Raw genomic sequence first — 20,092 nt, forward strand, 5'->3', positions numbered from 1 at the left:
ATGGTTTGACGATCGACACGGGCCGACTTGGCTTATCGCGGTGTGAGGGGCTCTCGAGCCGCCATATCCTCCTTTATCGACAGCAGCGCATGCGCGCGTTCGCGCCAAGGCGAGCCGCCGTCTGGCCAATTTCGCGGGCTGGGTAGCCATTGTCGTCACTGCCGAATTGCGGGCACGGCATTTCGCTCGAACGAACGGCGACGAGCCACCGCTTACTCACGATTGGACGAACCCATGTTCCACACGCTGACACACAGACTTCGCCGATACGACTATACCCTGGCGGCAATCAAGGCGTCGCTCGTCCTGTCCCTGCTCTTCGTCGCGTTCGTGACGCTGAGCGGCCTCTTGTGGTGACGGCCGCCGCAAATCCATGATGTTCCGTGAGATGACACGCAGCCATCCGCGGCGGAGTGCTTCCCCATATTGCGCCGACGTGGCGATCGGGGGCAAATTGCCTCACGATTCTCCCTGAGCTCCGTCACACCGGGGCACCCATCGGCATCGCGCCCGCAACGGAACATCTCATGCCACTTCACCTCGAAACTCCGCTGATCGAATCCCTGCCGCTGGGGCTTGCCTCGGGCCGCTCAATCTTTCTGAAGATGGACGCGCTGCAGCCACCGGGTTCGTTCAAGATCCGCGGCGTCGGCGCTGCCTGCGAGCACCACGCGCGCGCCGGCAAGCGGCGCTTCGTCTCCTCCTCCGGCGGCAATGCCGGCATGGCGGTCGCCTATGCCGGGCGCATGCTTTCGATCCCTGTATCCGTCTTCGTTCCCGAAACGACGACCGAGCGCGCGAAGGGCCTGATCCGCCAGCAGGGCGCCGACGTCATCGTGCACGGCGCCGCCTGGGATGAGGCGAATGCAGCCGCCCTCGCCTCCCTCGATGCCGACACCGCCTTCATCCATCCCTTCGACGACCCGCTGCTGTGGACCGGTCACGCGACGATGATCGACGAGGTCGCCCGATCCGGCCTCGCCTTCGATGCCGTGGTGCTGTCGGTCGGCGGCGGCGGACTGTTTGCAGGCGTTGCCGAGGGGCTCGCGCGCAACGGGCTTGGCCACGTGCCGATCCTTGCCGTCGAGACCGACGGCACCGCTTCGCTGGCCGCCTCGATGGACGCGGGCTCGCTGACGGAACTCCCCTCCGTCAGCGGCATCGCAACGTCGCTCGCCGCCCGCAAGGTCAGCGAGCGCGCCTTCGAGCTGAGCCAGACGCGCCCGGTCGAGAGCGTCGTCGTCAGCGACACGGACGCCGCGCAAGCCTGCATCCGCTTCCTCGACGACCACCGCGTGCTGGTCGAGCCCGCCTGCGGCGCCGCCCTCGCCGTCGCCTACGCCCACGCCGACCGACTGGCGCGCTTCGAGCGCATCCTGATGATCGTCTGCGGCGGCGCGACGACGACGGTCGAAAGGCTGCAGGCCTGGCAGGAGTTTTGAACCAAGCGCCCGGCCTCCCGGCCATTGATATCAGGTTGATCTGGAAATCACCTCTGCGCGAACTTATGTCCGGTACGAAACCACAGCGTGTTCCGGCTCGCGGCAGGGAAGGCAGATGCTTGATACGTTCATTCGCCATGCGACGACCACCCTCCGGGTTCTCTGGTGGATGACGATCGTCGGCACGGCGACCACTTTCGGCACCCTTTACGGCTGGCAGGGTTACGGCTTGGACGGCGCAATCGGCTTCGGTCTGGTTGGTTTCACCGCTGGCGCGGCCTTTGCCGCCCTGTTCCCCGAAATCTGTCTTGAGCTGTTCGGAAGGGTCTTTCTGGGCGTCTTTCAGCTTCTCTGGGATTAGTCTGACCCAATTCCAGGAAAAGCGTGAAGCTATCCGGGAGATGTATGCCAAACGAAAAAAGCCGGAGCATGCTCCCCGGCTTTCTCATTCAACCGTTCGATAAGGCTTAGTTCTTCGCCTTGTCGACCAGCTTGTTCTTGCCGATCCAGGGCATCATGCCGCGGAGCTTGGCGCCGACTTCTTCGATCTGGTGGCTGTCGTTGACGCGGCGGATGCCCTTGAAGCGAGCCGCACCCGACTTGTATTCCTGCATCCACTCGGAGGTGAACTTGCCGGTCTGGATGTCCTTGAGGACGCGCTTCATTTCGGCCTTGGTTTCTTCGGTGATAATGCGCGGACCCGTGACGTATTCGCCCCACTCGGCGGTGTTCGAGATCGAGTAGTTCATGTTGGCGATGCCGCCTTCATAGATCAGGTCGACGATCAGCTTTACTTCGTGCAGGCACTCGAAATAGGCCATTTCCGGGGCGTAGCCGCCTTCGACCAGCGTTTCGAAGCCGGCGCGGATGAGCTCGACGAGACCACCGCACAGAACGACCTGTTCGCCGAAGAGGTCGGTTTCGCACTCTTCCTTGAAGTTGGTCTCGATGATGCCCGAACGGCCGCCGCCGACGCCGCAGGCGTAGGAGAGAGCGAGGTCAAGGGCGTTGCCCGAAGCGTCCTGGTGAACGGCAACGAGGCAGGGAACGCCGCCGCCCTTCTGGTATTCGCCGCGAACCGTGTGGCCCGGGCCCTTCGGCGCGATCATGACGACGTCGAGCGAAGCCTTCGGCTCGATCAGGCCGAAGTGAACGTTGAGGCCGTGGGCGAAAGCGATCGCAGCGCCGTCACGGATGTTGCCGGCGATTTCGGCCTTGTAGATTTCGGCCTGGAGTTCGTCCGGGGTCGCCATCATGATGAGGTCGGCCCACTTGGCGGCTTCTGCTACCGAGAGAACCTGGAGACCGTCGGCCTCGACCTTGGCAGCCGTTGCCGAACCCGGCTTCAGAGCGATGCGGATTTCCTTGGCGCCGGAATCCTTGAGGTTCAGCGCATGGGCGCGGCCCTGGCTGCCGTAGCCGACGATGGCGACCTTCTTCGACTTGATCAGGTTGATATCGGCATCACGATCGTAATAGACGCGCATTGTTGTGGTCCTTCCCGTTGTTTGTCAGTTGCTTCCGCTGCATTACCCGGGAGCTCCGGAGCCCTGCAGCAATTCCTGGTGTCGCAGCGACCTTTGCGCTTCTCTCGAAACGCGGCGCTGTGACTTTTCTTTGCCGCAGCGACCTTTACGCTTCTTTCGAAGCGCGGCGCTGCGGGCCGTTACCTTTTCGTGCCGTAAAGCGAAAGGAAGGCGGATACCGCCTGCTCCGCCTTGCGGCCAAAACTTTGTCTCATCTCGCCGGCCTCTTCGCCGAGCAGCATCTTCAGATGCCAGTCGGAGACGATCAGCCCATAAAGCGCGCCATAGGCCTCGTCGGCATCGTCGAACGTCAAGAGGCCTGCCTTGCGGCCGGCTTCGAGCAGCGCTGCGGCCCGGCGGCCGATCTGCCGACGCCCGCGTTCCTGCAGCATGTGGCCGAGCTTGGAGCCGTCGCGGCTCGCCTGGCCGATCGCCAGACGGTTGAGCGCCAGCGACACGTCACCGGCGAGAACCTCAAGCAGATCTTTGGCAAAAACGATCAGATGCCGCTGCAGGCTCTCGGCATCGAGCGCGCGGGCGGCAACGTCCTGCGTGCGCACCTTGCTCGCCTGGAAGCCGATCATCGCCGAAATCAGCCCGTCGCGATCGCCGAACCACTTGTAGAGGCTTTCCTTGGAGCAATTGGCAGCACGCGCGATGCCGGCCGTCGTCAGCGCCTTTTCGCCGCCGTCGACGAGAAGTCGCAATGCCTGCTCGAGAACGGCGCCCTGACGTTCCGTCAGCCCCTCCCCGGCATTCGCCTCTCTCATCGCCACAGTCATCTGCACGCTGCCTCGCCCTCGATCAGTACCGTACGGTACGGTTCGCAGTGTTCTAGTGAAGCCTCTCCAGAGCGTCAAGACGATTCTTGCAAAGGGGCGAAATTTCGACGGTGACGGCGCAGAAGCCGCGCCATAGGGTGCGAACCGACGGAATGGAGTCCAACGCATGCAGCAGCCGGCCCTCGGGATCCTGATTGGAGGAAGCTCGCATGTCGGGAAGTCGACACTCGCCAGGGCTCTCGCAAGTTCGCTCGGGCGGGAGCTGATCTCGACGGACGATCTGGGCCGCCATCCCGGCAGGCCCTGGCCGTCGGTCCGTCCTCAGGTCGCCGAGTACTATGCAAGCCTGACCGACGAGACCATCCATTGGTTCCTGAAGGTGCACCACGAAAACATGTGGCCGCGCATCCGCCAGATCATCGAAAGCCGCCTAAAACACGCTCAACCCTTCGTGCTTGAAGGTGCCGCGCTCCGGCCGGAGTATATGGCTCAATTCGAACAAGAGGACATCCTCCCCCTGTTTCTCTACGCGGATGACGCTTTCCTGCGCCGGCGCATGCTGGAAGAATCTCGGCGCGCAGATGTGGACGGGACGAAGGCCGCGATCATCGACAAGTTCATCGAGCGCTCGATCCGCGAAAACAGAGAGATGCTGGAGGCTGCCGGAGCCGTCGACATCCGGTGTATCGATGGCGCGGCGCCCGGCGCACTCGACGCCTTGGTGAAAGAGTTTTCGGCGGCCTGATCACCGAGGTCGGCCAACCGAACGTTACATGCGCCGCACCGGCTCCATTCCAAGAAGCTCGAGGCATTTCCCGATGACCCGTGCGACAAGCCTGCATGTGGCAAGCCGACCCGACGGATCGTCTGCCTTCAGCACCGGGCAATCCGCGTAGAAGCGGCTGAACGCATCTGCCACCTGGTAGGCCCGGTCGGCGATCTCGAAGGATTCGAGCTGTTGCGCCGCCTGCGAAAGCGCATGCGGATACCAGAGACATTCCATCAGCACGGCCCGCTCGGACGGATGGCTGATGGAGACCATCTCGGCTGGAACCATGCCCGCCTCCTCGGCCTTGTCCAGGATCGATGAGATCCGGGCGTAGGCATATTGAAGATAGGGACCCGTCCGCCCCTCGAAGGAGGTCATCCTGTCGATGTCAAAAACATAACCTGTGTTTCGGGGCGTGGAGAGGTCGGTAAACTTCAGGGCGCCGAGACCGACGGCCGTGGCCGCCTCGCCGTCAGTCACCTTTTCCGACGACTTGGCAAGCGCCAGATCGATCATGTCGCCGAGCGATGCGGCCGACCCGTCGCGGGTCTTGAAGGGCTTGCCGTCGCGGCCACGAACGGTGCCGAAGGTCGCGTGCCGCAGTTCGACGCCATCGGCATAGCCTGCCGTCCGCGCCGCCGAAAACACGCTGGCAATATGCAGCGCCTGCCGGTCGTCGGTGCAATAGACGATCTGCTCTGCACCGAGATCGCGCACCCGCTGGCGCAGCGTCGCGAGATCCGTCGTGCCGTAAAGCGCAGCGCCGTCGCTCTTCTGAAGAAGCAGAGGTGGCGCATTGTCTGGAAGTCCGTCACCGGCGACATCGATGACAAGAGCACCGTCGCTCTCCCGAGCGAGCTTGCGGGCAACGAGGTCGGCAAGCATGGGCGCGACTTCGGCATGCGCATCGCTTTCCCCCTTGAACAGGTCGAAATGCGCCCCTAGCACCTCTGCTGTGGCCGAGATCGCGACCAGGGAAATGGCCCGCATGCGCCCCCAGGCCTCGGTCAGGAGTGGATCTCCGTCCTGCAGTCTCGTGGTCAGCATCCGCGCCTGCGCAAGCGACGTCTCGTCCTCGCAGGCCGCATTGCCCGACCTGTAGAGAATGCCAAGTTCATCGACGATCATGGCATCGAATGCGCGGGGATCGATGAAGGGCGCGGGGTCGCCGGCTTTCCATCCGGCGGCCAGGGCCGCACCCAACAGAAGCTTGCCCATCTGCAGGCCCCAATCGCCGAGATGGATATCGGACAGCACGTCGTGGCCGATCTCAAGCAGGATGCGCCGCAGGCTTTCGCCGATGACGAAGGAACGCAGGTGCCCGACATGCAACGCCTTGGCGACGTTGGGTCCGCCGAAATCGATGATGGTGCGCAGCGGCTGCACCTTCTCGGCGGCAAGCGACCCATCGGCCAGCATCGCCGTCGCCTCCGCGGCAACCGCCGCATCCGTCAGCCGGACGTTGATGAAACCCGGCCCGGCGACGGACACCTCCGCGAATTCTTCGCCGCGCGCCGTCTCGGCAACCTCAGCGGCAAGTTCGCGCGGATTCCGGCCGGCGGATTTTGCCAACCGCATCATGTCGTTGCATTGGAGATCGCCGAACTCGGGCCGTGTCGACCGGGCGATGAAGGGTTCGGCTTTAAGGCCGTTCAGTTCATAGGCGCGAGCAAGGGCTGCGAGTGCTGCCGATTTGACGGACATGGATCATTTCCTGAAATTGCATGAAAAGGAGCGCAAAAGCGTTGAGAGCTTCAGCGTCGTCGTTCTGCAATTTTCGGAACCATGTTCATGGCAAACCTCGAGATTGGAGCCCTTCAATAGTCCGTTCGGTGACCGCTGGCAATGTTATGATCGCCTGCGCCGTCACTACGTTGGTGTGGCTCAGAAGGCCCCCTCTTCCGCCTGACGGCACCCACTCGCCCAACAAGGCGCGCCCGATTTCCCGCTAATCGCGGACCCCGTTCGCGGTGCCGGCAGCATGGCACGTCCCCTATCCCCGCCCGCGGGGAGAGGGTTATTCCTCGGGTTAAACCCGATGAGCGGGGCAATGCCTCTGGACACGCGAACACCACGCCTCAACCAACACCTACTTCCACCCCCGAACCGCCTCTTCGATGAAAGCCGCGACCGCCGCCACGCTCGGCACGCGCGCCCGTTCCGGGTGCATCATCAGATAGACCGGGCGCTCGGCGGCCGCCCCCGGTTCGTCCACCGCCTCGAAACGCGGATCGCGTGAGGCCGAAACCTCCGGCAGCATCAGTTCGGCGCCGAGCGAAAGGGCCGCCTCCATCAGGATCTCCAGCTTGTCGGCCGTCAGCGCCACGCGGGCATCCGGTCTGAGCCGGTCAAGCGCCTGCATCTCCGGCACATGGGCGAGTGCCGGGCCGTAGCGCACGACCGGGCATGGGCCTTCTCCCTGCCCCCTCGGCCGGAACAGGCGGAAACGCAGCGTGCCGAGGCTCTTCACCCGCACACTGTCTTCGCCGGTGCGGGCCATGCGGATGGCGATGTCGGCCTCGCGCCGCTCGATGCTCAGCATCTGGTTGTCGGCAACGAGATCGAGGGTGAGGCCCGGATGGCGCTGTTCGAGGCGGGCAAGCGCCGGCGCCAGGATGGCGCTCAAGACGAAGCCGATGCTGGTCACCCGTACCTGGCCCTGCAGTTCCGCCGTGCGCCGCAGCAGCGTCGCCAGCGACAACGACGCCTCCTCCGAGATCGTCCGAAGCCGCTCGACGACGGGGGAAAGCACCGGCGTCGGCGTCAGCCGGCCGTCGATGCGGTCGAAGAGCGCCGCCCCCACCCGCCGCTCCAGCGCCGCAAGCCGGCGCGACACCGTGGTCTGGTCGACACCAAGCGAGCGCGCCGCCTGGCTGAGCGTCGCACCGCGCACCAGATGATCGAGCAGTTCGAGATCCGCCCATCCCCCTGCATTCACGCAGATAGTCCTCCGAAAAATTCGGATCACTCTGCGCCAACGCAGCCGCTAAGATCAAGCCCATAGACCGACCGCTTCGACGAACCAACGCCAGGGCTACGGCCCCGAAACCACCGCCCGGCCAGGGCTGCCTTCCACCGCCCCCCTGCGCCGTCCGCACAAACAAGGAGCCTTCCCATGTCCGATTCCGCGCCCGCAGCAACCCTTTTCACACTTGCCGGCGTCACGCTCGCCCCGCCGCCGCTTGGCGAAGCGACGCTGGTGCTGATCGACTACCAGAACGAATACCTGGCCGGCCCCGTGCGCCTGGTCGAGCCGGAAGCAGCGATCGAAAAGGCGCGGCAGTTGCTGGTCGCCGCTCGCGCCGCCGGCGCGAAGATCATCCACGTCGCTCATAAGGGGGCCGCCGGCGGCATGTTCGACCGGGGGGCGCACCGCGGCGCGATCGTCGATGCGCTGACGCCAATCGCCGGCGAAGCGGTGGTCGAGAAGATCCGGCCCAACGGCTTTTCGGACACCAACCTTGCCGAAATCATTGGCCCGGCCGGCACGCCGGTGATCTTCGCCGGCTTCATGACCCACAATTGCGTGTCGTCGACGGCCCGCGCCGCCAAGGATCTCGGCTACGGCATCACCATCGCAGCCGATGCCTGCACCACACGCGACCTGCCATCGGCAAGCGGCACCATCTCCGCCCGTGCCCTGCATGAGGCCGAACTTGCCGGCCTTGCCGACCACCACGGCGCGGTCGTCAATGTCGCCGCGCTGATTGCGGCACGCAGCTGAGAGACCCGTCGTTCCCTTCGAAAACGGGCGTCCGCAGCCGCGGGCGCCTTTCTCTTGCCATGCAGATGGCGAAGATTACGAAAATATAATGATCTCAATGCTTTTCGCCGGGTCCATTCGCTTCTATTTTTGAACCTATCCATTTTGGCATCGGCGATGCCGGTTAGGCGCAAGCGATGAACAAGACAGCCAAGACGGCGCGAGCCGACACCACGCCCCGCGACGATGCGGCGCCCAACGTCACCTTCATTCCCGGTGCGGTGAAGACGGTGAAGCGCAGGCGCCGCTCGCGAGCCTGGCTGTGGCTGCCCGTCATCCTCGCCGTCGCCGGCGTCGGCTATTACGGCTGGACGCGCTATGGAGAGAACCCGGCCTCGACCGCAATGGTGACCGAGGTGGTGACCCGCGGCGACATCGAAAACAGCGTGACCGCCGTCGGTACGCTCGACGCGGTCAATTCCGTCGATGCCGGCGCCCAGGTCTCCGGCCAGTTGAAGGCGCTGCATGTGGCGATCGGCGACACGGTCACGCAAGACCAGCTCGTCGCCGAGATCGATCCGGCCACCATCGAGAACCGCATAGAGATCGACCAGGCGGAGCTTGCCAACCTTCAGGCCCAGCTCATTTCCAAGAGGGCGCAGCTCGTCCTCAAGCAGGCCAATATCGACCGCCAGCGCAATCTCGTCGAAACCCGGAGCGTGGCGCAATCGACGCTCGACCAGGCGATTGCCGATCTCGCCGCCGCCGAGGCCGACGTCAACGCCATCGAGGCGCAGATCCGCAAGCAGCAGGCGACCCTTGCCGGCGACAAGGTCGATCTCGGCTACACCAAGATCTACGCGCCGATCTCGGGCACCATCGTCGCCAACCCGGCCAAGGCCGGCCAGACGCTGAACGCCAACCAGACGACGCCGACCATCGTCACCATCGCCGATCTCTCGACCATGACCGTCAAGGCGCAGGTGTCGGAAGCAGACGTCACCCGGCTGAAGGTCGGCATGGATGCCTATTTCACCCTGCTCGGCCAGCCCGGCAAACATTTTGCCGGGAAGCTTCGTCAGATCCAGCCGATGCCGGACACGGCCAACAACGTCGTGCTCTATTACGCACTGTTCGACGTGCCCAATCCGGAAGGCGAACTGATGATGTCGATGAGCGCCCAGGTGTTCTTCGTGCAAGCCGCTGCCAAGAATGTACTGATCGTGCCGAGCGGCGCCTTGAGCCATCCGGGTAAGGGCAGCGGCGATGCCGCCGGCCAAGGTAACGGCCGGCGTGACGGCCAGAGAAACGGAACCGGAAGCGAGCCCCGCAAGGCGCAGGTGACCGTGGTTACGGCTTCCGGCGCGCTCGAAACCCGCGACGTCGAAGTCGGCATTCGCAACCGCGTCAGCGCCGAGATCAGAAGCGGCCTCCAGGAGGGCGAGAAGGTGGTCGTCAGCGCCGGATCGACAGCGAGCGGCAACGCCCGCGACAACCGAAACCAGCGCGGCATGCGCATGCCGCCGATGTTCTGATCCAAGCTCGATAGTGGCCATGACCCCGCTTCTCTCACTCAGGCACGTCAGCAAGACCTATTTCAACGGCGACCTCGCCGTCGAGGTCCTGCACGGCCTGTCGCTCGATATCGAGGCGGGCGAGTTCGTGGCGATCGTCGGCCAGTCGGGTTCCGGCAAGTCGACGCTGATGAACATACTCGGCTGCCTCGACCAGCCGACCGGCGGCGACTACCTGATCGATGGCGAGAGCGTCGCTACCCTCGACAGTGACGAGCTCGCGGCCCTTCGCCGCCGCACCTTCGGCTTCGTCTTCCAAAGCTACAACCTCATCCCGACAGCAAGCGCCAAAGAAAATGTCGAGGTACCGGCCGTCTACGCCGGCATGTCCGCCCGCGACCGGCACGACCGCGCCGAGGCGCTGCTTGAAGCGCTGAAGCTCGGCGAGCGCCTCGACCACCGGCCGGGCCAGCTGTCGGGCGGCCAGCAGCAACGCGTCTCCATCGCCCGCGCGCTGATGAACGGCGGCCGGGTGATCCTGGCCGACGAGCCGACCGGCGCGCTCGACAGCCAGAGCGGCTCCGACGTGATGGCGCTGTTGCGCGACATGAACGAGCAGGGCCACACGGTCATCGTCATCACCCACTCGCGCGAGGTCGCCGAACAGGCCGACCGGCTGATCGAGATCCATGACGGCCGCATCGTCGCCGACCGCGCCAAGAAAGCCCGCGTCAACGCCGAAGGGGCGGCCGCGCTCGCCCGCCATGTCAGCGAAGGCTCGGCCGCGATCGCCGACGTCACCGAAGCGGTGAAGATGGCGTTCCGGGCGCTGAAGGCCAATCTGTTCCGCACCATCCTGACCCTGCTCGGCATCGTCATCGGCGTCGGCTCGGTGGTCGCGATGCTCGCGATCGGTACCGGCGCGCAGGATTCCGTTTTGAGCCGCATCTCGTCGATGGGCTCGGATCTGCTGGTGGTGCGGCCGAGCATGGCGAATTTCCGCGGCAGCGCCGGCGGCAGCAACGTGACGCTGGTGCCCGCGGATGCCGACGCAATCCTCGACGTTCCGAACGTCGCCTTCGCCGTGCCGGAGATGACGAGCTCCGTCACGCTTCGCCGCGGCAATGTCGACTATCAGACCACCGCCAACGGCACCGTACCGCAGTTTACCACCGCCAAATCCTGGAAGATGGCAAAGGGCGAGTTCATCAACCAGAACGACATGGACACCTACGCACCTGTGGCCGTACTCGGCCAGACGGTCGTGAAAACGCTCTTTCCCGACGGCGACAACCCGATCGGGCAATACGTGCTGGTCAACAAGATCCCCTTCCAGGTGATCGGCGTGATGGCGGAAATGGGCGCTACCTCCTTCGGCAACGACCAGGACGACGTGGTGCTGGTGCCGCTTTCGACCGGCAGCATCCGCCTCTTCGGCCAGCGCAACATCCGAACCATCACCGTTCAGGTGAAGGACGGTTCGGCGATCGACATCACGCAGCAGACGATCCAGGCGCTGCTCGACCAGCGCCACAAGCGCCAGGACACGCAGATCACCAACATGTCCTCCGTGCGCGAGGCCTTCACCGAGACCTCGAACACGCTGAAACTGTTCCTCGCCTCGGTCGCCGCGATCTCGCTGCTCGTTGGCGGCATCGGGGTCATGAACATCATGCTGGTTTCTGTCAGCGAGCGTACCCGCGAAATCGGCGTGCGCATGGCGACCGGCGCCCGCCAGCGCGATATCCTGTTGCAGTTCATCATCGAGGCGCTGGTCGTCTCGGCGATCGGCGGCACGCTCGGTGTGGCGCTCGGGCTTGGCACCGGCGCGCTTGCCGGCCAGTTCGGCATGCCCGTTTCCTTCACCCTCGGCCCGGTGGCGCTCGCCTTTGCCTGCGCCTTCCTGACCGGCCTCGTCTTCGGCTTCCTGCCCGCCCGCAACGCCTCGCGCCTGCAGCCGGCGGTGGCGCTGAGCGCGGATTAGGCAAAAGCCACGCTCCTGCCCGCCAGACGATGACAAGTGTCGCGACACGACCCAAGATGGCAGGCATTGCATGCTTGGGGGATGATTTGCGATGTGGAAGGCGTTTGCTGTTTTTTACTGCCTGTTGGCGACGTTCGGCGTCCTGCTTGGCGGCTACATCATGGCGGGCCGGTCAGTGCCGATGTCGACTATCGGCCTTGGCCTGGCTTCCGTGGCCTTCGTGATGGCGTTGTTGACCGCCGTCGGGCTCGTCGCCTACGCCTTCAACCTGAATGCCCCACCCTATGGGCTCTGGCGGCCGCTGGGCTGGCTCATCGGCGTCTATCAGTTGCTGGTGTCGCTGCTCAGCGTCGTGCGGTTCGCACAGATGTTCGCCACCATCCCGGCCGGAAGCGACGTGGGCGTCACGAACCTCATCTGGCTGGTGCTCGGCCTGGCTCTCAACTATTTCAGCTGGCTCGGCGTCTGGCGCTATGGACGGCGCATGGCACAGCAACCGGCGCAAGCGCGGTAGAGGCAAGCGTTGCAGGATCTATTCCAGGCTGGTGCGGATCCTGCGGCAAAACCCCGTTTCTTCTGAGGACGGACGAAGCATTCTGGTTGGGAGATAGGCGTCGCGATGTGGAAGGCGTTTGCAGTTCTCTATGGGCTGCTTTTCATTTTCATGCTGTCATCGGCTTTCGTCACGCTACCCCCTGAAATCGCGGTGCAGCTGTCGTCCGCCGACCGAGCCCTGTTCTATGCGGGCCTGGCCGTGGAATTTGCTGCCATGATAGGCGTCTTTGCCTATGCCTTCGGCCTGAGGGTCCCGCCCTTGTCATTTTGGCGGCCATTCAGCTGGGTTCTCGCCTGCTGGTGTCTCTACACGTTGATGGCCGATGCCTGGGATCTCGTCACGCTCATTTCCAGCCCCCAGCCCGGAGACGAAGGCCTGCTGTCGGCCTCCCTCGGTTTGCTGTTCCTGCTCCTTCTCAGCTATTTCGGCTGGCTCGGCGTCTGGCGCTATGGCCGCCGCATAGAGCAGCAGCCGGCCGCCATGGGCTGACAGCGGAACGTCAGCGCGCCAAGCACTCCGGTGAAAGAATGAGAGAGCGGGCGGCATGCAGGCCGTTTGAGGCGCAAGGCCTTGCGACAACCTCGCCCGCCGAACGATAGACAAGGCGCCCATCACCGCCGAAGCTGCCACCAACGCAGATACAGGATGATTCGCGATGTGGAAGGCATTTGCAATTTTCTACGTGCTCAGCCTTGCTTTCGGCCTGGTCATAGGCGCGACGCTGCTCCTGAGCTTTTGGGACGAGATGGCATACGGGATCAAGATCCTCGGCGGCGTCAGCCTGGTCATGGCGCTGGCAACGGCGATCGGTCTCGTCGCTTACGCCTTTAACCTGCAGGTCCCGCCGTTCGGGTTCTGGCGGCCCTACAGCTGGCTGCTCGGCATCCTTCTCGGCGGCCTGTCGCTGATCAGCGTCGTGCGATTTGCCGGTCAGTTCGAAGGCGGTGACGACCTCACCACTCTGCTCTGGCTTTGCCTGTCGCTTCTCGTCAACTATTTCAGCTGGCTCGGGATCTGGCGTTACGGCCGCCGGGTGAAGGCGATCGCGGGCTAGCCCGAGCGAACCGGGCTATAGCCCTTCGTCACGACAGGAAAGACATGCTCAACCTCGTCCTCTACAGCGACCAGATCGTCTCCGCCTGCTCGGCGATCGACCTCAGGCTTGTGGAGATGTTGGCGGCAGGCGGCGCTGGAAAACGCATCGCCTATGTCGCCTCCGGTCCGGAACGGGACCGCGGCTTCTTCCTTGCCGGGCAGGCCTATTACGGCAGGCTGGGTCTCGATCTCGCGCTGTTCTTCGATCTCGACGAACCGCATTCGGCAGACGACATTGCAGCGCTCTTCGCCTCAGACGCCATTCACCTTGCAGGCGGTCACACCGGCGGCTTTCTCGAACGGCTGAAGCGAAGCGGCATGCTCGGGCCGCTTCGCGACTGGGCACAGTCCGGCGGCATCCTCATCGGCGTCAGCGCCGGCGCCATTCTCATGGCGCCGACGATCGCGACCGATGCGCTCTTCATCGGGCTGGAGCCGGAGGAAATCACCGACGGCGATGCGCTTGATCTCGTGCCCTTCGAGTTCTTCCCGCACCTGAGCGACGACAAGAGCTACCTGCCCGCTCTCTTGCGCTACAGCCTGTCGACGCCGCGACCGATCCTTGCCTGCAACGACGGCGACGGCATCGTCGTTGCAGACGGGCGGATCGAGTGTCTTGGAGATCCTCTATGGATCTCGGCGGGAGCCGCGCGAGCACCGGCGGAAAGCATGCTTCAAGGCTTCATGCCGATGCAGATTTGATGACGGACCTGCAGACTAACATCCTGAAGAGCCCGCTCTTGGCTCCGATCCTCGATCGCTGGGACCGGATTGCCCTGCCCGATGGCTGGCTGGCGGCCGGCGCGATAGCGCAGACCGTCTGGAACCATGCCTTCGCCCTGCCGCCGACGCACGGCATCAGCGATATCGACATCGTCTATTTCGACGGTGACGACCTCTCGCAAGAGGCGGAGGCCACGCATGCGAAGCGGATCGAAGGCCTGTTTGCGGATCTGCCCGTGCGGATCGACGTCAAGAACGAGGCACGCGTTCACCTCTGGTACGAGGAAAAATTCGGCACGCCGATCAGGCCCTATCTATCGGCGGAAGAGGCGATCGCGACATTTCCGACGACAGCGACCGCTATCGGCCTTCGCCCGTCCCAGGGCGGACTGGAGATCTGCGCCCCTTTCGGCCTTGAGGACCTGCTCGCACCGATCGTTCGGGCCAACAAGAGCCAGATCACCCGCGCCATCTACGAGCGCAAAGTGGAACGGTGGCGCGCCCTTTGGCCGGGCCTTGCGATCGAAAGGTGGGACGTGAGGCCGGCTTGAGACGAGACGCCCCTGTCACTGCGGCCCCACCAGTTGTGGTCGGGAACGGCACGCGCGCCGAAACATCACATCGCGCCCGCCCGTGCGGCCTCCGCATGCCGAACGACGACGGCCCCTTCGCGCGCCGGAACCGGCGCAACCTTGCGCCTTCCAAGCTGAGCTTCCGCCTCCGTCAGGCCGATATCCGCCAGATGCTCAGCATCCAGTTCGCGCAGTTGCTGCAATTGCCAGTACCGCGAGCGCGGCGAAGCGACGAGATAAAGACCGAGTTCCCGGATCATGTCGAACATCCATGTTTCTTTTCCAACCATGGACACAGTCTGCGCCTCGACATCTCCTAAAAGAAGCTTAGCATTCCTATTCCACGCATAAGAGAAACTTTGGAAATAAGAGAAACCTGGGCATGAGTGCGCTTGACCTCGATTATCTCAAAACCTTCGCGCTTGTCGCCGAACTCGGCAGCTTCTCGGCCGCCGCCGAGCGCTTGGGCCTGACCCAGCCGGCGGTCAGCCTGCAGGTGCGGGTGCTGGAGAAGCAGCTCGGCGTGCGCCTCGTCGAGCGGGTCGGCCGCAGAGCGCGGCCGAGTGCGGCCGGCGAGGAGCTGCTGGCCCATGCCGGCAGCATCGAGGCTGCCACCAGCCGGGCGATCGAGGCCGTCGCCCGCCACGCCAAAGGCGTTCTCGGGCGCGTCCGGCTCGGCACCGGCGCCACCCCGTGTGCCTTCCTGCTGCCGCCGCTTCTGGCCGATCTCAAGCGCCGCTTTCCCGATCTAGACATCACCGTGACAACCGGCAACAGCGCCGACATCGTCCGCGCGGTCGACGAGAACCTCATCGACATCGGCCTCGTCAGCCTGCCCGTTTCAGGCCGCATCTTCGAAATCACGCCGCTCTTCGACGAGCGCTTCGTGGCGATTGCGCCGCTCGGAACTGCCCTGCCCGATACCGTCACGCCCGCGATCCTGGCTGAACGGCCGCTGATCCTCTACGAGCCCGGCGCCAACACGCGAAGGATCACCGACGAATGGCTGGCCACCACAGGCACGACCGTCAAGCCGGTGATGGCGCTCGGCAGCGTCGACGCGATCAAGGAGATGGTCGCCGTCGGCCTCGGCTCAGCCCTCGTTCCGGAAATCGCCCTTCGCCCCGGCGACCGGGAGCGGCTGGTGGTGCGGCCCGTCACCCCAACGCTCTTCCGCCGCTTCGCCCTGGTGCTTCGAAGCGACAAGCGACTGGACCGGGCGCTGCGCGAAACGCTCGCCGCGCTGAAGACAACGGCGACTGGACCAGATACGCCCGAGGGCCGGACGCAGGGCCGCTAAAGGCGCCGCAGCGACGACGGGCGGGCTGTCGAACCATGCCAGAGCCTTTACGATGTAGGTCTTGACCTCATCGCTTAGTTTTGGTTTGGCCATTGATCTGTCAAAGTGCAGTCAAAGGAGCAAGCAGTGACGAAGTACGATCCCGACAGATTGAAACTCCGCATCCAGGGACGCGGCCTGAACACATGGAACTGGCAGCTACTGCTTGATGGCAAGCAGCTCATAAAATCCGGAACCATCTCGGGCTCAAGACGCAATGCCGAAGTCGCGGCTGAGGCAGTCTTGCGCGATATGTCAACTGCGCCGGATAAAGACTAAGCGAATAGAAGCTGGCAGGTGCCGCAGGCATGGGCGATCTGCACTCTGGCGATCTCGGGTTTCTGGTTGGCTGTATCGACCATAGCCCGGACGCCGGCAGCATCTGCACCATTATGTCTGACCACGCCGGCGAACGCCTCGGACGTCGTGTGCACGGATGACGAAGACTGGGCGGCCGGGTCGCGGCCGCGATAGTCGGTCAGTGCCGCCTCCGCGGAGATCAGCCGGAAGGCGTCAGGCTTCGCCACCATCGACCAGAGCCGCCTCTTCATGCAGGCCGTGCCGTTGCATTCTCCGTGCCGACGCTGAAGTCGAGGTCCGTCTCGATCCGCGCCGCGCCGCAATGGCGGCTGCCGCCATAGGTCCTCAGCATCCCTTCTTCCCTGCCCTCGTTGTCGGCCCGGACTATGCCATCGGGGCGATTGAGAATCTGCGCCGTCACAATCACCGATCGGAAATCGGGTGGGCGCTGATGCCCGCCGGCAGTAGTCAGGGCGCATCAATCAAGAGAAGGGAAAAGTCCATGACCATGCTGCAAGACAAGATCGTGATCGTCACCGGCGCCTCCTCCGGCATCGGCCGTGCGGTCGCCAGGCTCTTTGCCGCCGAGGGTGCGAAGATCGTCGCCAACGCCCGCGGCGAAGAGCAGCTTGACGCCGTCGTCGAAGCGATCCGCGAGGACGGCGGCGAAGCGATCGCGGTTGGCGGCGACGTCACCGCGGAAGAAACCCATATCCGGCTGGTGGAAGCGGCGCTCAAGCATTTCGGCGGCCTCGACATCGCCGTCAACAATGCCGGCGCGGTCAACGTCATGAAGCCGGTCGCCGAGATCACGTTCAAGGAATGGCAGCAATCGCTTGCCACCAACCTCACCTCCGCCTTCCTCGGCGCCCGCCACCAGATCCCGGCAATGCTCGCGCGTGACGGCGGCTCGCTGGTCTTCACGTCCACCTTCGTCGGCACCAGCGTCGGTATTCCCGGCATGGCCGCCTATGGCGCGGCAAAGGCCGGCCTGATGGGCCTCGTCAAGGGCATCACTGCCGACTATGGCGCAAAGGGCATTCGCGCCAATGCGCTCCTGCCCGGCGGCGTCGACACGCCGGCGGCCGGCAGCAAGGAAAACAAGGAATGGGCGGCCGGCCTGCACGCCATGAAGCGCATCGCCCAGCCGGAAGAAATCGCCCAGGCCGCCCTCTTCCTCTCAGGCCCGATGGCAAGCTTCGTCTCCGGTGCGGCGCTCTTTGCCGATGGAGGGAACGCTGCGGTGAAGTAACGGCAGCTCAAGCGCCGGGGGCAGATTTCCAGTCATGCTCCCGGTCAACCGGCCTTTTCGGTCCAGATAAGACGACGCCTGTCAGAATGGTATAGCCGGAAAACGCCGGGTTGTGTCACACCAGAAACAATCATTGCGAGCGTTGCCAAATTGCAAGATCTTCGGCTTTGCAAAAAATCGGGATTCATCGAAGACGAGAGTTGAGCTTCGCTCAGCAAGCGCAGGGTTTCGCAAATGGCCTTCATCCCCTTCAAGGGTGCAAAAATCGCATTGCTCTTTCAGGGGCTTTTGATTGCCTACCAGCGTGATCAGAAGCCGGAAATCCCCTTCCCCGGCATGTGGGATCTTCCGGGGGGCGGACGAGAGGATGATGAGAGCCCGGTCGAGTGCGCAATCAGGGAGACCCGCGAGGAGTTCGATATCGCGGTCGATCCGGCGTGGATCGTGTGGACGCGGTATTATCCGGCGCAGAATACGATCGCCCCTGGAAGTTACTTCCTTGTTGGCAAGCTCGAAGAGGGTTTCGGGCCTGTAAGGTTTGGCGACGAGGGCCAGCAGTGGGCAATGATGTCGATCGCTGACTTCCTGAAACACCCTGAAGTCGTCGAGAGTTTGAAGAGTAGATTGCGCGATTATCTCGTCGAAAACACTTGATCGGGATCCCGTCGGGACCGCCGGCCCGCCAGCGCCTGTCGTTTCGGGTCGTCCCCCGTGGTTCGGTGTCTTCTCACACCGGTATCTCCGTCGTCTCCTTGCCGGTACGGATCACGAAGGCGGTGTAGTAGCGCGCGACATTGGTTTCCTCGCGAAACAGCCGCTCGGTCAGCGCGTCGAGCTCGTCCATGTCTTTCAGCCGCAGCATCAAAATGGCGTCGGTCTCGCCGCTGACGCTGTAGGCCTGGATCACTGCCGGCTCCTTTTCCGCCATGTCGAGGAAGCGGCGGATATATTGCTCGCCGTGGCGCTCGAGCTCGACTGTGATGATCGCCTTCATGGTGCGACCAGCCTTTGCCGGATTAAGCACCGCGACGATCCGGTCGATGACGCCGGTCTCGTGTAGCCGCCTGATGCGACGCAGGCAACTCGATGGCGAAAGGCCAACCTCTTCCGCAAGCTCGGCATTGGTGCGAGAGGCATCCACCTGCAAGAGCCTCAAGAGCTTGCTGTCGATCTTGTCCATCCCCGTCCGTCCCCCTGTTGCGGTCATTTGCAATTTTATTGCACAAAGGTGCATATTTTGACCACAACTGCGAACGGCCTGGCGTTAGTCCTTGGACAACATCCCAAGGAGAGACAGCCATGACCGTCCTGATCATCCTCTACCGCAAGACCCTTGCTACCCTCGAAGTCTACTTCGATCTGGTGCGCATCATCGTGCCCGTCACCATCGTCACCCATGTGCTGCAGGAACTCGGCGTGATCCGCGCGGTCGCACCCGCCTTCGAGCCGGTAATGACGGTGATCGGCCTGCCGCCCGAGTTTGCCTTCGCGTGGCTCACCGGCCTGCTCGTCGGCATCTGGGGCGCCGTCGTTGTGGTCTTCGCGCTGGTGCCGGTCTCGGAACTGACGACTGCCGACATGACGGTGTTTTCGGCGCTGATGCTGGTGGCCCATGCCATCCCGATCGAACAGCGCATCATCCAGAAGGCGGGCCCAAACTTCCTCGTCACCGCCGCGATAAGGATCGGCGGCGGCCTCATCTTCGCAGCCCTCCTGCATCAGCTCTTCGCCGTCACCGGATGGCTTGCAACCCCGCTCGCCCCCACCTGGATCCCGGCCAACGAGGGCTCCGGCTGGGTCGCCTTCACCTTCGGCACGCTGAAGACGCTTCTGACCATGCTCGTCGTGCTGCTCGTGCTCAGTTGGACGATCGAGATCCTCAAGCTCGTCGGCATCCTCGCATGGCTGAACCGGGGCATGGCGCCGCTCTTTCGCCTTGCGGGCGTCAAGACCGAGACCGTGCCCTTTGCCGCCGTGGGCGTGCTGCTTGGCATTTCCTATGGTGGCGCGCTTCTGATCCGCGAGGCGCGCGAGGCCAAGGTCGAGCCGCGCCAGGTGTTCCTCGCCTGCGTCTTCATGGGCTTTGGCCATAGCCTCATCGAGGACACGCTGGTGGTCGTGGCGCTGGGGGCGGATTTCACCAGCGTCTTCTTCGGCCGGCTGGTCTTTGCCATCGTCGCCACGGCCATCGTCGCCCGGATTGTCGCCTCCGCGCCCGACGCCGTGTTCTTCCGGTCGTTCTTCCGCAAGGACGACTTCAACCTTGCGTCCCCTCAGGCCGAGCTCAACGGATGACCGTGTGACAGGGCGGCGAACGCCGCCCTGTCACATTGAAGCCCTGGTTCACCCGACGAAATTGGGCGTGCGCTACCGGGCGCACGCCTTGGGGCGAGCACCCATCGTTCTAGCATGCCCCTGGATTTTTTAACTGTTACGTACTTACGGGCTTGCCGCTTTTCTGTCTTGCTCCGGCACGCACAACGCAGTGTCGGAAATGCAGTTCGGCCATGCCTGAAACCAGAGCCGCCAAGTCCG

24 protein-coding genes and 1 pseudogene are annotated in these 20,092 nt (G+C 63.9%); 17 read left to right on the forward strand and 8 right to left on the reverse strand.

The window, feature by feature from the left end; translation table 11 throughout:
- The first annotated feature begins 234 nt into the window (after positions 1 to 234).
- From AC3WVQ_RS10635 to AC3WVQ_RS10645, 3 genes are all read left to right on the forward strand, one after another.
- Positions 235 to 357 (forward strand): hypothetical protein, encoded by a 123-nt coding sequence (locus AC3WVQ_RS10635; RefSeq protein WP_255380515.1) that lies wholly within the window; start codon positions 235 to 237, stop codon positions 355 to 357.
- A gap of 170 nt (positions 358 to 527) precedes the next feature.
- Entirely contained in the window at positions 528 to 1,442 is a 915-nt protein-coding gene (locus AC3WVQ_RS10640) for a pyridoxal-phosphate dependent enzyme (protein ID WP_090294213.1), read from the forward strand.
- A 115-nt stretch (positions 1,443 to 1,557) separates the two neighbouring features.
- A complete protein-coding gene (locus AC3WVQ_RS10645) occupies positions 1,558 to 1,803 on the forward strand; it encodes a hypothetical protein (RefSeq protein ID WP_110818661.1) in 246 nt (81 codons plus the stop codon).
- Positions 1,804 to 1,909: 106 nt separating this feature from the next.
- Here AC3WVQ_RS10645 and ilvC read toward each other — a convergent pair whose 3' ends face one another.
- The gene (gene ilvC / locus AC3WVQ_RS10650; protein ID WP_034792899.1) at positions 1,910 to 2,929 is read right to left on the reverse strand and encodes a ketol-acid reductoisomerase; all 1,020 of its coding nucleotides are present in this window, start codon (positions 2,927 to 2,929) and stop codon (positions 1,910 to 1,912) included.
- Between the two features lie 179 nt (positions 2,930 to 3,108).
- Complete coding sequence (locus AC3WVQ_RS10655) at positions 3,109 to 3,756, reverse strand: TetR/AcrR family transcriptional regulator C-terminal domain-containing protein (RefSeq protein WP_034792897.1); 648 nt, start codon at positions 3,754 to 3,756, stop codon at positions 3,109 to 3,111.
- 160 nt (positions 3,757 to 3,916) lie between these two features.
- Here AC3WVQ_RS10655 and AC3WVQ_RS10660 point away from each other — a divergent pair, with 160 nt between their 5' ends.
- Entirely contained in the window at positions 3,917 to 4,495 is a 579-nt protein-coding gene (locus AC3WVQ_RS10660; protein WP_090294217.1) for an AAA family ATPase, read from the forward strand.
- A 24-nt stretch (positions 4,496 to 4,519) separates the two neighbouring features.
- On the opposite strand, the gene argS is transcribed toward AC3WVQ_RS10660, so the two are convergent.
- Positions 4,520 to 6,223 (reverse strand): arginine--tRNA ligase, encoded by a 1,704-nt coding sequence (gene argS / locus AC3WVQ_RS10665; RefSeq protein ID WP_110818662.1) that lies wholly within the window; start codon positions 6,221 to 6,223, stop codon positions 4,520 to 4,522.
- A gap of 385 nt (positions 6,224 to 6,608) precedes the next feature.
- Complete coding sequence (locus tag AC3WVQ_RS10670) at positions 6,609 to 7,457, reverse strand: LysR family transcriptional regulator (RefSeq protein ID WP_034792878.1); 849 nt, start codon at positions 7,455 to 7,457, stop codon at positions 6,609 to 6,611.
- A gap of 177 nt (positions 7,458 to 7,634) precedes the next feature.
- Here AC3WVQ_RS10670 and AC3WVQ_RS10675 point away from each other — a divergent pair, with 177 nt between their 5' ends.
- The 8 genes from AC3WVQ_RS10675 (at position 7,635) to AC3WVQ_RS10710 (ending at position 14,645) form a co-directional block, all read left to right on the forward strand.
- Complete coding sequence (locus AC3WVQ_RS10675; protein ID WP_060516024.1) at positions 7,635 to 8,243, forward strand: cysteine hydrolase family protein; 609 nt, start codon at positions 7,635 to 7,637, stop codon at positions 8,241 to 8,243.
- A 176-nt stretch (positions 8,244 to 8,419) separates the two neighbouring features.
- Entirely contained in the window at positions 8,420 to 9,757 is a 1,338-nt protein-coding gene (locus AC3WVQ_RS10680; RefSeq protein ID WP_090294221.1) for an efflux RND transporter periplasmic adaptor subunit, read from the forward strand.
- 19 nt (positions 9,758 to 9,776) lie between these two features.
- Positions 9,777 to 11,720 (forward strand): MacB family efflux pump subunit, encoded by a 1,944-nt coding sequence (locus AC3WVQ_RS10685; RefSeq protein ID WP_090294223.1) that lies wholly within the window; start codon positions 9,777 to 9,779, stop codon positions 11,718 to 11,720.
- A gap of 91 nt (positions 11,721 to 11,811) precedes the next feature.
- On the forward strand, positions 11,812 to 12,234 hold the full coding sequence (locus AC3WVQ_RS10690) for a hypothetical protein (protein WP_090294225.1): 423 nt from the start codon (positions 11,812 to 11,814) through the stop codon (positions 12,232 to 12,234).
- A gap of 105 nt (positions 12,235 to 12,339) precedes the next feature.
- On the forward strand, positions 12,340 to 12,765 hold the full coding sequence (locus tag AC3WVQ_RS10695; protein ID WP_090294226.1) for a hypothetical protein: 426 nt from the start codon (positions 12,340 to 12,342) through the stop codon (positions 12,763 to 12,765).
- Between the two features lie 166 nt (positions 12,766 to 12,931).
- A complete protein-coding gene (locus tag AC3WVQ_RS10700; RefSeq protein ID WP_034792862.1) occupies positions 12,932 to 13,330 on the forward strand; it encodes a hypothetical protein in 399 nt (132 codons plus the stop codon).
- Between the two features lie 44 nt (positions 13,331 to 13,374).
- Positions 13,375 to 14,073 carry a Type 1 glutamine amidotransferase-like domain-containing protein gene (locus AC3WVQ_RS10705; RefSeq protein ID WP_060582755.1) on the forward strand — a complete coding sequence of 233 codons (699 nt, stop codon included), beginning with the start codon at positions 13,375 to 13,377 and terminating at the stop codon, positions 14,071 to 14,073.
- Positions 14,073 to 14,645, forward strand: coding sequence for a nucleotidyltransferase family protein (locus tag AC3WVQ_RS10710; protein ID WP_060605356.1), 573 nt, complete (start codon positions 14,073 to 14,075; stop codon positions 14,643 to 14,645). The genes AC3WVQ_RS10705 and AC3WVQ_RS10710 overlap by 1 nt, the downstream gene beginning before the upstream one ends.
- A gap of 65 nt (positions 14,646 to 14,710) precedes the next feature.
- Here AC3WVQ_RS10710 and AC3WVQ_RS10715 read toward each other — a convergent pair whose 3' ends face one another.
- Complete coding sequence (locus tag AC3WVQ_RS10715; protein WP_060582753.1) at positions 14,711 to 14,935, reverse strand: YjiS-like domain-containing protein; 225 nt, start codon at positions 14,933 to 14,935, stop codon at positions 14,711 to 14,713.
- A gap of 113 nt (positions 14,936 to 15,048) precedes the next feature.
- On the opposite strand from AC3WVQ_RS10715, the gene AC3WVQ_RS10720 reads away from it, so the two are divergent.
- The gene (locus AC3WVQ_RS10720; protein WP_110818664.1) at positions 15,049 to 15,966 is read left to right on the forward strand and encodes a LysR family transcriptional regulator; all 918 of its coding nucleotides are present in this window, start codon (positions 15,049 to 15,051) and stop codon (positions 15,964 to 15,966) included.
- A gap of 3 nt (positions 15,967 to 15,969) precedes the next feature.
- Here the strand turns inward: AC3WVQ_RS10720 and AC3WVQ_RS10725 are convergent.
- Positions 15,970 to 16,059: pseudogene (locus tag AC3WVQ_RS10725) on the reverse strand (DUF2280 domain-containing protein); the annotation flags it as partial.
- Positions 16,060 to 16,092: 33 nt separating this feature from the next.
- Between AC3WVQ_RS10725 and AC3WVQ_RS10730 the strand changes: the two are divergent.
- A complete protein-coding gene (locus AC3WVQ_RS10730; protein WP_060582751.1) occupies positions 16,093 to 16,284 on the forward strand; it encodes a hypothetical protein in 192 nt (63 codons plus the stop codon).
- On the opposite strand, the gene AC3WVQ_RS10735 is transcribed toward AC3WVQ_RS10730, so the two are convergent.
- Positions 16,281 to 16,556, reverse strand: coding sequence for a hypothetical protein (locus AC3WVQ_RS10735; protein ID WP_060582750.1), 276 nt, complete (start codon positions 16,554 to 16,556; stop codon positions 16,281 to 16,283). The two genes, AC3WVQ_RS10730 and AC3WVQ_RS10735, sit on opposite strands and share 4 nt — an antisense overlap.
- Before the next feature lie 251 nt (positions 16,557 to 16,807).
- Between AC3WVQ_RS10735 and AC3WVQ_RS10740 the strand changes: the two genes are divergently transcribed.
- Both AC3WVQ_RS10740 and AC3WVQ_RS10745 read left to right on the forward strand, forming a co-directional pair.
- Positions 16,808 to 17,557 (forward strand): SDR family oxidoreductase, encoded by a 750-nt coding sequence (locus AC3WVQ_RS10740; protein WP_034792821.1) that lies wholly within the window; start codon positions 16,808 to 16,810, stop codon positions 17,555 to 17,557.
- A gap of 234 nt (positions 17,558 to 17,791) precedes the next feature.
- Positions 17,792 to 18,211: an NUDIX domain-containing protein gene (locus tag AC3WVQ_RS10745; protein ID WP_034792818.1), complete on the forward strand. Its 420-nt coding sequence runs from the start codon at positions 17,792 to 17,794 to the stop codon at positions 18,209 to 18,211.
- A 73-nt stretch (positions 18,212 to 18,284) separates the two neighbouring features.
- Here the strand turns inward: AC3WVQ_RS10745 and AC3WVQ_RS10750 are convergent, their stop codons facing one another.
- Positions 18,285 to 18,737, reverse strand: a complete 453-nt coding sequence (locus AC3WVQ_RS10750; protein ID WP_034792802.1) for an Lrp/AsnC family transcriptional regulator — start codon at positions 18,735 to 18,737, stop codon at positions 18,285 to 18,287.
- A 119-nt stretch (positions 18,738 to 18,856) separates the two neighbouring features.
- Between AC3WVQ_RS10750 and AC3WVQ_RS10755 the strand changes: the two genes are divergently transcribed.
- On the forward strand, positions 18,857 to 19,852 hold the full coding sequence (locus AC3WVQ_RS10755) for a nucleoside recognition domain-containing protein (protein WP_090294229.1): 996 nt from the start codon (positions 18,857 to 18,859) through the stop codon (positions 19,850 to 19,852).
- The last annotated feature ends 240 nt before the right edge of the window (positions 19,853 to 20,092 follow it).

This window comes from Ensifer sp. EB106-05-01-XG146, from assembly GCF_058791875.1.

Coding starts and splice junctions, on each gene's coding strand:
- AC3WVQ_RS10635 (WP_255380515.1), top strand. CDS start 235: ATGTTCCACACGCTGACACACAGACTTCGCCGATACGACTATACCCTG.
- AC3WVQ_RS10640 (WP_090294213.1), top strand. CDS start 528: ATGCCACTTCACCTCGAAACTCCGCTGATCGAATCCCTGCCGCTGGGG.
- AC3WVQ_RS10645 (WP_110818661.1), top strand. CDS start 1,558: ATGCTTGATACGTTCATTCGCCATGCGACGACCACCCTCCGGGTTCTC.
- ilvC (WP_034792899.1), bottom strand. CDS start 2,929: ATGCGCGTCTATTACGATCGTGATGCCGATATCAACCTGATCAAGTCG.
- AC3WVQ_RS10660 (WP_090294217.1), top strand. CDS start 3,917: ATGCAGCAGCCGGCCCTCGGGATCCTGATTGGAGGAAGCTCGCATGTC.
- argS (WP_110818662.1), bottom strand. CDS start 6,223: ATGTCCGTCAAATCGGCAGCACTCGCAGCCCTTGCTCGCGCCTATGAA.
- AC3WVQ_RS10675 (WP_060516024.1), top strand. CDS start 7,635: ATGTCCGATTCCGCGCCCGCAGCAACCCTTTTCACACTTGCCGGCGTC.
- AC3WVQ_RS10680 (WP_090294221.1), top strand. CDS start 8,420: ATGAACAAGACAGCCAAGACGGCGCGAGCCGACACCACGCCCCGCGAC.
- AC3WVQ_RS10685 (WP_090294223.1), top strand. CDS start 9,777: ATGACCCCGCTTCTCTCACTCAGGCACGTCAGCAAGACCTATTTCAAC.
- AC3WVQ_RS10690 (WP_090294225.1), top strand. CDS start 11,812: ATGTGGAAGGCGTTTGCTGTTTTTTACTGCCTGTTGGCGACGTTCGGC.
- AC3WVQ_RS10695 (WP_090294226.1), top strand. CDS start 12,340: ATGTGGAAGGCGTTTGCAGTTCTCTATGGGCTGCTTTTCATTTTCATG.
- AC3WVQ_RS10700 (WP_034792862.1), top strand. CDS start 12,932: ATGTGGAAGGCATTTGCAATTTTCTACGTGCTCAGCCTTGCTTTCGGC.
- AC3WVQ_RS10705 (WP_060582755.1), top strand. CDS start 13,375: ATGCTCAACCTCGTCCTCTACAGCGACCAGATCGTCTCCGCCTGCTCG.
- AC3WVQ_RS10710 (WP_060605356.1), top strand. CDS start 14,073: ATGACGGACCTGCAGACTAACATCCTGAAGAGCCCGCTCTTGGCTCCG.
- AC3WVQ_RS10715 (WP_060582753.1), bottom strand. CDS start 14,935: ATGTTCGACATGATCCGGGAACTCGGTCTTTATCTCGTCGCTTCGCCG.
- AC3WVQ_RS10720 (WP_110818664.1), top strand. CDS start 15,049: ATGAGTGCGCTTGACCTCGATTATCTCAAAACCTTCGCGCTTGTCGCC.
- AC3WVQ_RS10735 (WP_060582750.1), bottom strand. CDS start 16,556: ATGAAGAGGCGGCTCTGGTCGATGGTGGCGAAGCCTGACGCCTTCCGG.
- AC3WVQ_RS10740 (WP_034792821.1), top strand. CDS start 16,808: ATGACCATGCTGCAAGACAAGATCGTGATCGTCACCGGCGCCTCCTCC.
- AC3WVQ_RS10745 (WP_034792818.1), top strand. CDS start 17,792: ATGGCCTTCATCCCCTTCAAGGGTGCAAAAATCGCATTGCTCTTTCAG.
- AC3WVQ_RS10750 (WP_034792802.1), bottom strand. CDS start 18,737: ATGGACAAGATCGACAGCAAGCTCTTGAGGCTCTTGCAGGTGGATGCC.
- AC3WVQ_RS10755 (WP_090294229.1), top strand. CDS start 18,857: ATGACCGTCCTGATCATCCTCTACCGCAAGACCCTTGCTACCCTCGAA.